This is a genomic window from Paenibacillus sp. LBL (genome assembly GCF_029893715.1).
GTDB lineage: Bacteria > Bacillota > Bacilli > Paenibacillales > Paenibacillaceae > Paenibacillus_AQ > Paenibacillus_AQ glucanolyticus.
Window position 1 is genome coordinate 207,961 of sequence record NZ_JARXYU010000009.1, and the last position, 11,063, is coordinate 219,023.

Genomic DNA, 11,063 nt, shown 5'->3' on the forward strand with positions numbered 1-11,063 from the left:
AGCTTGATATGGATGAGACCTTAGCGAAAAAGAGAGCCGTCCGAAATCCCAAGAGGGGAAAGAAACAGCCAATCACATGGAACCTCATCAAAAATCAGAAACAGCTGATTATGATGTCCGTCCCGCTGATGCTGTACATTATATTGTTTGCCTATGTTCCGGTATGGGGCTGGACGATGGCTTTCCAGGATTACAAGCCAGCCAAGGATTTCGGAGAACAAGCCTGGGTAGGCTTTAAGCACTTCAAGTTCCTGTTTACGGACGACAACTTTTTGCGCGTGCTGCGCAATACGGTGGGTATGAGTTTGATTAACCTCGTGCTCGGGTTTGTTACCGCCATTATACTGGCGCTGCTGTTAAACGAAATCAAGAAAGTGTTTTGGAAACGAACCGTTCAGACCATCTCGTATCTCCCTCACTTCTTGTCCTGGATTATCGTAACGGGCATCGTGGCTACCTCTCTTGCCTCTGACGGGATCATCAACGATCTCCTGATGAAACTTCAGGTGATTAAAGAACCGATCCTATGGCTGAGCGAAGGGAAATACTTCTGGGGAATCGTAGGGGGCTCCCATGTCTGGAAAGAGGTTGGCTGGAACACGATCATCTATCTGGCCGCCATCGCTTCCATCGATCCTGCGCTTTACGAGGCAGCTGAGATAGACGGGGCCAGTCGTTATCGCAAGATGCTTCACGTTACGCTTCCTGGCATCAAAGCAACGATCGTTATTTTGCTGATTATGTCCATCGGCCATATTCTTGAAGCTGGATTTGAAGTGCAGTATCTGCTTGGCAACGGGCTTGTGGTGGACTGGGCAGAGACGATTGATATATTCGTATTGAAGTACGGGATTGCCCAAGGAAATTACTCGATGGCGACAGCCGGCGGTATATTTAAGACGGTTGTCAGCGTCACCATGCTGCTGCTTGCCAACTGGACCGCGAAGCGGCTTGGGGAAGAGAGGTTGTTATAGACATGGCAAATCAACAACTCAGCCCGCAGAAAGCGGCAAATGCGCCAGTGAAGAAAAATATTGTAAGAAACCGTGTCGAGCCGGTTCTATTTAATACCTTTAACACGGTGTTCATGATTTTCCTTGTTATTGTTACGCTGTACCCGTTCCTCAACACAATTGCGGTATCGTTTAATGCCGGGAACGATACGATTCGCGGCGGAATCTATCTGCTGCCGAGAGAGTGGACGCTGCAGAATTATAAGGCTGTATTCGCCTCAGGAACGATCTACAATGCATTCTGGATTACGGTGGCCAGAACCGTTCTCTCAACCGTATTGAATATCTTCCTGACCACGATGCTGGCATACACCTTAAGCCGGCGGGAATATGCCTTCCGCAAGCCGATTACACTTGTTTTTGTATTGACGATGTACTTTAACGCCGGTTTGATTCCAGGATATTTCCTGATCAAGGACCTGAACTTGCTGAACAGCTTCTGGGTATACATTCTGCCGTCCATGGTGAGTGCCTTCAACCTGATCGTGATTCGCACCTACATCGGCACGCTGCCCGAAAGTCTGGTTGAATCGGCAAGAATCGATGGAGCGGGGGATTTCAAAATCTTTATGCAGATCATATTCCCGCTGTGCAAGCCGGTTCTGGCTACGATTGCTCTTTTTGTAGCGGTAGGCGCATGGAATACATGGTTTGATGCATTCCTATATACATCTTCCACGCAGAAGCTGAGCACGCTGCAGTATGAGCTCATGAAACTGCTGTCGTCCAGCATGAATTCCAACAGTAATCCTAATGTGGCCGCAGGGGCCGGGATGACTCAGGATTCAGCGACAGCTATGGTAACGCCCTTATCCATACGGGCTGCGGTTACGGTTGTAGCCTCCGTGCCCATTCTGGTCGTTTACCCGTTCTTGCAGAAGTATTTTGTAGTCGGATTGAACGTGGGCAGCGTAAAAGAATAAAACCGTTGCACAAAATGCCAAACTCCTATCATGCAGATCATGAAGGCAAGCATCCCGTGTTATAGTGAAAATCGGCGGGGGACCCGGACGGTTAAGGCTACGAATCAATCATTCATGCGATAGAAAAAGCGATTACTTTGATCTTTTTTAGGTCGGGTAACCGCTTTTTCTTTTGCGCGGCTAAGAAAGAAGGGGATCATCAAACCAACTGCGATGGGGTGCAGATCATTCCGGTTTCTATAGGAGTGAGGCAGTAGAGGTTTCCAGGTTTTCTAGTAAATGATGTCTATCTTCCTTCTTTCTTGGAAAACCTATTCATAGATTCTAAATTTCGAGTGGTTCTAAATCTAATAATCTATGAATACAGGTTGGAGGTTGATGTTCTTGTTTAGTTCATCCATACATGCTGAAGAATCAAATCTTCCGGAATGGGCGCCTGATCTTCTGGGGAGAGTTACCAAGCGGGTTGGCAGTGTCATTGTTGGACATGAGGAGCAAATTTCGTTAACGATGATGGCACTGCTGGCAGGCGGACACGTGCTGCTGGAGGATGTGCCGGGAGTCGGGAAGACGATGCTGGTGAAGTCGGTGGCAGCATTAATTGGCTGCGACTTCAGCCGGATTCAGTTTACTTATGATTTAATGCCGGGGGATATTACGGGCGCATCGGTCTATTATCCTCATACGGGTGAATTCGTTTATAGGCCGGGACCGGTAATGTCCAATATCGTATTGGCCGATGAGATTAACCGGGCGTCGCCGCGGGCGCAATCCGCACTCCTTGAGGCGATGGAAGAAGGACGCGTCACCGTGGATGGTCATACGTATCCGCTGCCAGCTCCGTTCTTCCTGCTGGCAACGCAAAACCCTTACGAATACGAAGGGACAAGCCGTCTGCCGGAAGCACAGCTCGACCGGTTTCTCATGCGATTATCGCTCGGATACCCCAACATGGAGGGGGAACTGGAGCTCCTGGAGCGGGGAATGGGCAGCCCGAGGCTGGAGGATCTGAAGCCGATCATGATGGGGTCCGAGCTCATGAAAATGCAGCAGATGGTTTCCCGTGTATTTGTGGATGACACCATTAAGCGCTACATGGTCAGTGTTGCCGATGCTTCAAGGAAACAGCAGGGCGTGTCTCTCGGGATCAGTCCAAGAGGAACGCTGGCCTGGCTCCGTGCTTCGCAAGCAGCCGCATTTTTGACAGGCCGAATGTATGTCATTCCTGATGATTGCCTTCGTGTCGCTGTGCCTGTGCTGACCCATCGCATCCATCTGGGGCATGATGCACGCGCAGCAGGAGTCACCCCTTATGAAATGGTAGAGTCCATCATTACGAGGTTTGATCTTCCCCGTCAGCGAAGCCGGAAGGGAAGTTTGTCATGAGACGCGGTTTGCTGGAATGGTCGAGGGGGATCGCCATCTGGTTCGCAGCGCTTGGGCTCTATCTGTGGTTAGGCGGGGAATCGCTTCGATTTGTATGGTTAGCGTGTACGTTTCTATTGTTATGCGGGGGGTTAACGAGTTTGTTCGGTCCAACCCGGATGACCATTTCCCGTAGAAGTTCCCCTGCCTGCATACAGGCGGGAGATTCCGTTGAGATGACCGTTCAGATCACCTATCGCTCGATGCTGCCCCTTCCATGGCTCATCGTAACCGATCGGATGGGTGGCAGGGAATATCGCAAGCTTCTGTTTCCTGGCATGCGCAAGCGGCTCGAGTATACCTACCGTCTGAACCAGGTTCCCCGCGGAGTCTGGTCTTCAATCTATAGTGAGGTGGAATGGGGCGATATGTTCGGCTGGTTCAGGACATGCCGGAGTCTGCAAAGTGACACTGGCGGCTTTATCGTACTCCCAAGGCCCATGAAGTGGCCCGAGGCCCAGGTGCTTGTGCAGGGAAGCGATATGGACAGAGAGGATGAGCGTGCACGGGTGAGGGTATGGAACGAAACGAGAGGTACCGGCGTCCGTGATTATATTCCCGGTGATCCCATGAACCGGATTCATTGGAAGAACTCCGCGAAGCTTGGACGTCTGCAATCTTTTATGCCGCATGAAGGTTACGGGGTAAGACAGGGAATTGTGCTGGATACAGCGCTTCAAGGTTACTTCGGATATGAAGGAGTGAAACCGGAGGATGCTTTCGAAGAAACCGTATCTGTCGCAGCAGGACTGGTAACACAGCTTCTTCGCGACAGAATGCCATTCAAGCTGCGAATGGATGGGGCTGGTATAGTGAATCAGCTTATCGAGTACAAAGGAGCTTTCTCAGAGCATCATCAGGATATACTGCTGCCGTTTGCTTCCGTTCAGCTGGCTGAGAAGGATTCTGTACGGAGTCCCAGGTTTGAGTTTTCACATAACTCTTCAGAGAAAAATACGGAATGGGCTGTAATGACAGGTGTGTTCCATAAGAATGCGGCTGTTACCGGAATAAACCTGCTGAATGAAGGCAGCAGAAAAGTGACCATTTACTGTACGCAAATGGCAAAGCGGATGAAATCCCCTGTAAACGCATCGCCTGTTCAATGGGGAGATCAGGATCACCCGGAGTGGGCGCATGAATTTTTCAGCAAAGGCGGGAAGCTGGTTTATTTGCAAGAGTTATCGGCTTATGAGAATTCAACCCGGATAGGGGGTGCCGGGTATGATAGGATCCAGCAACAGCTCGTCCGTTGAAGCTGGCCGTCGGGGGAGTGAGAGGTTGGAAGCCAAGCTTCTGCCGAATCTGTTTCATTCCCGATTAACACACGGAACGCTGCTTCATCGTTTTCTTATTACATTGCCTGTGTTGGGGCTCCTGTCAGAGTGGCTCCTGCCGCTTCACGCTGCGGGAGAGGGGAGCAGCTACCTTGTGCTGCAAGCCTTATCCCTCTGGGCTGTATTTCTGCTGCTGCAAGGATTGTTTACGTGGCGAGGCTGGGTGTGGCTGCCGCTGAATGCCGTACTGGTAATTTGGCTATGCTCCCAATTATTCGATTATCGGAATCCGCTCGCGTGGTTTGTTGACTACGCTTCGGCGATACTTCCGGATGATGCTGCGGCATTCAGTCGTGCGTGGGAGTTTACAGCGTTAAGCCAGGAGACGAGGACCATCGTCCTGCTCGTTGGGTGGGGGATTATGGTATCTGCCGTCCATATGCTGGCATTACACCGCCGGACCGTCTGGCTGTTTGGCGGTTCGACACTGCTTTATTTAGCTGTGCTGGAATCTGCCATGGAGGAGAGCATCTATCGTGATATGATGCGGGCTGTGTTGTATATTTTGCTGGCACAGGGCATGATGCTGATTCTTAAGCTGAAGCAGGAAACCGTCGAGGGTGCGTGTAGCGATATACAGGTCCATGAGCCTGTAAAAGTCGGTCGCTTGTCGGGATTGCCCGTGCTGCGATGGGGTCTGATTGTGCTGGCAACCTCATTTCTGATAACAGGAGTTACCCGAATGGGAGGAGCCTTGAGCGAGCCTTCGGCAGGCATGGGGTTGTCTTTAACCGAGGTGGCCGAGCGCTTGTCGGGCTGGGGGGAGCGGCTCCGGGGAAATGCAGAGCCAGCGGTTCCTGCCTCCCAGGTTACGGGTTATGCTGCTCAGGGAAAAGATTTAGGCGGGCCGCTGACGCTCAGTGATGAGCTGTATTTTACGGCGCAGTCGCCTGTGCGCACCTATTGGCGGGGAGACACTTATAACCTGTATGACGGCCGAAAATGGGGGATTGATCCTTCCATCCGCAAGTCGGTCAAGGTATCCGAAGATCTGAGCGGGATCCTGCCCTTCTGGGAGCGGCCTGCAGGAAACACGCTGGTTCAGACGCTGACTTTTGACAAGGATACGCCCATTCAGACGCTTCTGGCAGGAGGCATCATTACCCGCGTGAATGAGATCCAATCTTCCAGGGAGAGAGGGGCGCCAACCTTATCCGTTGATCGGCTCTCCGAAAGTGTATCTTTACAAGGCCAAAGTGCGGTAACCGGTTATACCATTGAATCTTTGTACGATCAGCCTGATGTGCCATCACTTCGAAGTGCGTCTGGTGACGATCCGGAATATATGAAAGAAATGTACCTGCAGCTTCCCGAACAGCTGCCGGTTAGAGTACGCAATTTAGGGGAGGAGATCACCTCGACAGCTGCGAACAGGTATGAAAAGGCCGAAGCTATCGAATCCTATTTGGAGCAGAACTATACGTATTCGCTGCAAACATCGGTGCCGCCTGAGGGTACAGACTTTACGGATCATTTCTTGTTTGATACGAAGGAAGGGTACTGTGTTCATTTTGCTACAACGATGACCGTACTTCTCCGATCTGAAGGCATCCCCGCACGCTATGTAACTGGATTTGCACCTGGCGAGCGGGTCGCGGGAACGGTCGATCGGTACGAGATCGCACAGAAGAATGCGCATGCCTGGGTTGAAGTCTTTTTTCCCGATCATGGCTGGGTGACGTTTGATCCGACCCCCGGGTTTGGCATTGAGCCGATGTCGCCACTTTCGGTTGCCAGCGATTCAGCTCCTGCCGGGTTTAAGCCTTGGTTAGACTTCTGGGATTCCGTCATTAACGCAGCCGTTAAAGTATTACTTCTGATATCCGTGATCGGTCCCGTGATGTTTGGGGGCTTACTTCTGCTTATTCTTCCTGTCATCGTGGCAGTCATTTATCAAATTCCGGCCGTTCGCGAGAGGTTTGCCTTCATCAGGATGGCCAGAACGATAGCGGTAAGCAGGCGTGAGGGTCTTGTATCCGCTTCCGTACTGGTTTGGGACAAGCTGCAGCGCCGGTTTGGAGCCTTGGAGAGAGGGCAGACCCTTCGTCAATATGTCCATTCCTTGTCGATTGCCGATGTCGAATTCAGAGCGGATCTGGAGCAGTTTGCACAGCGCTGGGAGCGGGCGGCATACAAGGACGAACCTTGGTCCCGTACGGAAAAAGTACTCTTTTTACGTCAATGCATCCGAATTGTCAAAAAACTGGCATGAAAACAAAGGGCCCTCTTTCTTGACGGTATGAATTGGGGTTGCGTATAATTAATTTCATTAATCAAGGGAGGCCCGGTAATGAATAAGCCTAATGAAATCATCGTAGTTTTGGACTTCGGTGGACAGTACAACCAACTTATAGCACGACGCATTCGCGATCTTGGCGTTTATAGTGAGCTTTTGCCATACAACACGCCCGTCGAGAAGATTAAAGCTCTTTCCCCGCGCGGCATTGTTTTCTCAGGAGGTCCTTCAAGCGTATACGCTGAAAATGCGCCGCATGTGGATCCTGCCATTTATGATCTGGAGCTGCCGATTTTTGGTATTTGCTACGGTATGCAGCTTATGGCTCAGCAGCTGGACGGCAAAGTGGAACGCGCCTCGAAGCGCGAGTACGGTAAGGCCGAATTGGAATTTGCTCCGAACTCAACGCTTGTAAAAGGGATTGAGCAAAAACAAACGGTATGGATGAGTCATGGCGATCATGTGGTATCGCTGCCTTCCGGCTTCAAGCTGGATGCAGGAACGGAATCTGCTCCGATCGCAGCCATGAGCAACGAAGAGAAGAAGCTGTATGCTGTTCAGTTCCATCCGGAGGTGCGTCACTCCGTTCATGGTAATGAGATGATCAAGAATTTCCTGTATGAAGTGTGCGGTTGCGAGGGCAACTGGAGCATGGAGACTTTCATCGAGGATCAGCTTCGTGAAATCCGTGAAGTTGTCGGCGAGCAAAAAGTACTGTGCGCACTGAGCGGTGGCGTTGATTCCTCCGTTGTAGCGATGCTGATTCACAGAGCCATCGGTGATCAGCTGACTTGTATGTTCATCGATCATGGTCTGCTGCGCAAGGGCGAGGCTGAGAGTGTTATGGAGACCTTCGTTGGCAAATTCGACATGAAGGTTGTTAAGATTGACGCTCAGGAACGCTTCATGTCCAAGCTGAAAGGCGTAGACGATCCGGAGAAAAAACGTAAAATCATCGGCAACGAGTTCATCTATGTATTTGATGAGGAATCCAGCAAGTTTGATGATTTTGCATTCCTGGCTCAAGGTACGCTCTATACCGATATCGTTGAGAGTGGTACCGAGACGGCGCATACCATCAAATCTCACCACAATGTTGGCGGGCTGCCTGAAGACATGAAGTTCACGCTGATCGAGCCATTGAAAGCTCTCTTTAAGGATGAGGTTCGCAAGGTGGGCGAAGAGCTTGGCTTGCCTGAAGCAATCGTGCACCGTCAACCTTTCCCTGGACCGGGTCTGGCGATTCGTGTACTGGGCGAAGTGACGGAGGACAAGCTGCAAATCGTTCGTGATTCCGACTACATCCTGCGTGAAGAAATCGCCAAGGCTGGCCTGGATCGCGAGATCTGGCAGTATTTCACGGCGCTTCCGAACATGAAGAGTGTCGGCGTAATGGGTGACGCGCGTACGTATTCCTACACCGTAGGCATCCGTGCTGTAACTTCCATTGACGGCATGACGGCTGACTGGGCGCGTATCCCATGGGATATTCTGGAGAAGATCTCCGTGCGCATCGTGAACGAAGTCGAGAACGTCAACCGCATCGTGTATGACGTGACGTCCAAACCACCAGCAACGATCGAGTGGGAATAGGATCGGAATAGTAAAATATACGCTCCCTTTCATTTGCTTCTTTTGGCAGATGAGAGGGAGCGTTTTTTATGTCCAAAATGACTTGGACAGAAGCTGTATTATGACCTGGCGATTCAGGCAGAAGCTTCTATGGCCTAGAGATTTGGGCAGAAGCTTTTTTCCAAGAGGCTAATCATTTCTTATGTCTGATCACCTAATACAATTATAGGGGAGAGGCCTCGGTGCAGGGCTATTTTGTCTTTTTTTTGTATTTTTATTCTATTTATTGAAGCACCAAGCTAGAGTGAACACCAGAATGATTTTAACTCTTTTCAACGCCACTGTGCGCAGTATCCCACGTTCTGGGGTTGTTTTTTGTCGTATGCGGTCCATTTGTCCTAGATGGGATATGACAAGTGGAGTCAATTTCCGAACGTTTCTTTAAATTAACAAGTTTAATATTCGTTTTTGTTATTGACAAGCTTGGGCTTCTCGTCCTAGAATATGTGTAGAAACTGACATGACAACAACAAATAACGAGCTTTTTCGTATAATCCCGGGAATGGGCCCGGGAGTCTCTACAGGTCACCGTAATGATCTCGCTACGAAAAGAAGAGCGGCAATATAATGATGCGGACTCGTCCAGCATTCGAGACCGGCCAGCTAGATGGAGCAGTGCTCCTGATCGGCTGTCGGTTATTCGATAAGGATGCTGCCCGGCAGCATGCGAATGATTGTTTTGCGGCTCTTTTTTCAAGCGACGGCCCTGGGGATCTATCCTTAGGGTCTATTTGTGTGTTGCCGTGTCATTAATTTTAAGGGGGATATCTCTACAATGGAGCGTTTCTTTAAGCTAAAGGAACACGGAACAAATGTAAGAACCGAGATTATTGCAGGCTTGACCACTTTTATGACCATGGCTTACATCCTGCTGGTCAACAATCTGTTCTTGGGTCCTGAGGGCGCGGGCATTCCGCAGGAAGGCGTGTTCTTCGCCACTGCAGTCGGTGCGGGTCTTGTGACGATGGCGATGGGCTTCTTTGTTAACATCCCGGTTGCATTGGCACCTGGTATGGGATTGAATGCGTATTTCATGACCGTCGTGTTAAGCTCAAATGGAGCGATTACCTGGCAGGCGGCACTCGGCGCCGTATTTATCTCCGGTATCGTCTTCATCATTCTTACGGTAACGAAGGTTCGCCAAATGCTGTTGACGGCAGTTCCGAATAACTTGAAGATTGCAATCACAGTCGGTATTGGCTTGTTCATCACGATTGTTGGACTTAAGCTCGGTAATATTGTTACGGCTTCGATTAATCCGGGAACCGATATTACTCATCCTGTACCGGGTGGTGCCTTCAACCTGGGCTTGGGGAATTTCGTTGAGAACAAAGATACACTGCTTGCGATTATCGGCCTTTTCCTGATCGCCATCCTGATGGTTCTGAAGTTAAAAGGCGCTTTGCTTATCGGTATCGTGCTGACAACGCTGATCGGTATTCCTATGGGAGTTACGGATCTGTCAGGTCTGAGCGGTGCAAGCTGGATTCCTTCATTTGATAATCTGGCTGTCGGTCAGATGGATCTGAAGGGTGCGCTTGGCATTGGTCTAATAGAAGTTATTTTCATTTTTACATTCGTTGAATTGTTTGACACGTTCGGTACGCTGGTTGGTACGGCAGGCCGCGCCGGACTTCTGAAGAACAAAGAGGAAGGCGAGAAGAAGCTTGGTAAAGCGATGCTCGTTGATGCCGGCGGCGTAAGTGCGGGTGCGTTCCTTGGAACGAGCACAATCACCGCTTTCGTGGAGAGTACTTCCGGTGTTGCTGAAGGTGGACGTACAGGCTTGACTGCTGTAACGACAGGTGTGCTGTTCATTCTGGCATTGTTCTTGGCTCCAATCGCTTTGGTTGTTCCTTCTGCCGCTACAGCTCCGGCGCTTGTCATTGTCGGCGTACTGATGATGAGTCAGGTACGCGATATCGACTGGGATGATTTCATGCAAGCTTTCCCGGCATTCTTGACCATCATCCTGATGCCTTTCACTGGCGGTATCGCTAACGGCATCTCCGCTGGTATCATTGCTTATGTGGTACTGGCTGTGTTCGGTAAGCTGACTGGACGCACAGATACGAAGGTGCATTGGCTGATGTGGATCCTGTTTGTGATTATTTTGATCCGCTATGCTTTCCTGGGTGCTGAATAACAATTTCATAGTTGTTGCATAATAGAACCGTCTCGTTCAGAGGCGGTTTTTTTTATTTTTAAAAAATGCTTGCATAGTAACTAAGTCATGTGGTATATTCTAATTCCGGCCGAGAAAACACGGTTGGCACACGGTTCGAAAGTAAACAAGCCGAATGAATTTGAAAAATAAATTCAAAAAAAAGCTTGCAACGATCGAGCGGATGTGGTAAGATATAAAAGTTGCTAACGAGATAAATTGTTGGTGACAAGCAAGAAAGTTGATCTTTGAAAACTGAACAACGAGTGAGTAAAACGGACCACTTCGGTGGAACGTTGAAATAGAGAATTGAACAAATTCTCGTCAGTTTCT

The 11,063-nt window shown here is 50.0% G+C and carries 7 protein-coding genes and 1 riboswitch; all 7 genes read left to right on the forward strand.

Features of this window, described 5'->3' with window-relative positions; all coding sequences use genetic code 11:
* The first annotated feature begins 8 nt into the window (after positions 1-8).
* The gene (locus M2277_RS19705) at positions 9-974 is read left to right on the forward strand and encodes an ABC transporter permease (protein ID WP_036638823.1); all 966 of its coding nucleotides are present in this window, start codon (positions 9-11) and stop codon (positions 972-974) included.
* Positions 975-976: 2 nt separating this feature from the next.
* Entirely contained in the window at positions 977-1,936 is a 960-nt protein-coding gene (locus M2277_RS19710; protein ID WP_006208246.1) for a carbohydrate ABC transporter permease, read from the forward strand.
* Between the two features lie 378 nt (positions 1,937-2,314).
* A complete protein-coding gene (locus tag M2277_RS19715; RefSeq protein WP_063478580.1) occupies positions 2,315-3,322 on the forward strand; it encodes an AAA family ATPase in 1,008 nt (335 codons plus the stop codon).
* Positions 3,319-4,617 (forward strand): DUF58 domain-containing protein, encoded by a 1,299-nt coding sequence (locus tag M2277_RS19720; RefSeq protein ID WP_280755405.1) that lies wholly within the window; start codon positions 3,319-3,321, stop codon positions 4,615-4,617. Before M2277_RS19715 ends, M2277_RS19720 begins: the two co-directional genes overlap by 4 nt.
* Complete coding sequence (locus tag M2277_RS19725; protein WP_280755406.1) at positions 4,586-6,910, forward strand: transglutaminase TgpA family protein; 2,325 nt, start codon at positions 4,586-4,588, stop codon at positions 6,908-6,910. The genes M2277_RS19720 and M2277_RS19725 overlap by 32 nt, the downstream gene beginning before the upstream one ends.
* Before the next feature lie 78 nt (positions 6,911-6,988).
* Entirely contained in the window at positions 6,989-8,527 is a 1,539-nt protein-coding gene (guaA, locus tag M2277_RS19730; protein ID WP_006208249.1) for a glutamine-hydrolyzing GMP synthase, read from the forward strand.
* Positions 8,528-9,032: 505 nt separating this feature from the next.
* Positions 9,033-9,131, forward strand: a riboswitch (purine riboswitch).
* A gap of 210 nt (positions 9,132-9,341) precedes the next feature.
* The gene (locus M2277_RS19735; RefSeq protein WP_006208251.1) at positions 9,342-10,712 is read left to right on the forward strand and encodes an NCS2 family permease; all 1,371 of its coding nucleotides are present in this window, start codon (positions 9,342-9,344) and stop codon (positions 10,710-10,712) included.
* The last annotated feature ends 351 nt before the right edge of the window (positions 10,713-11,063 follow it).

Bases quoted from the DNA above. Each gene is read 5' to 3' on its own strand.
- M2277_RS19705 (WP_036638823.1), top strand. From the start codon at position 9: ATGGATGAGACCTTAGCGAAAAAGAGAGCCGTCCGAAATCCCAAGAGG.
- M2277_RS19710 (WP_006208246.1), top strand. From the start codon at position 977: ATGGCAAATCAACAACTCAGCCCGCAGAAAGCGGCAAATGCGCCAGTG.
- M2277_RS19715 (WP_063478580.1), top strand. From the start codon at position 2,315: ATGTTCTTGTTTAGTTCATCCATACATGCTGAAGAATCAAATCTTCCG.
- M2277_RS19720 (WP_280755405.1), top strand. From the start codon at position 3,319: ATGAGACGCGGTTTGCTGGAATGGTCGAGGGGGATCGCCATCTGGTTC.
- M2277_RS19725 (WP_280755406.1), top strand. From the start codon at position 4,586: ATGATAGGATCCAGCAACAGCTCGTCCGTTGAAGCTGGCCGTCGGGGG.
- guaA (WP_006208249.1), top strand. From the start codon at position 6,989: ATGAATAAGCCTAATGAAATCATCGTAGTTTTGGACTTCGGTGGACAG.
- M2277_RS19735 (WP_006208251.1), top strand. From the start codon at position 9,342: ATGGAGCGTTTCTTTAAGCTAAAGGAACACGGAACAAATGTAAGAACC.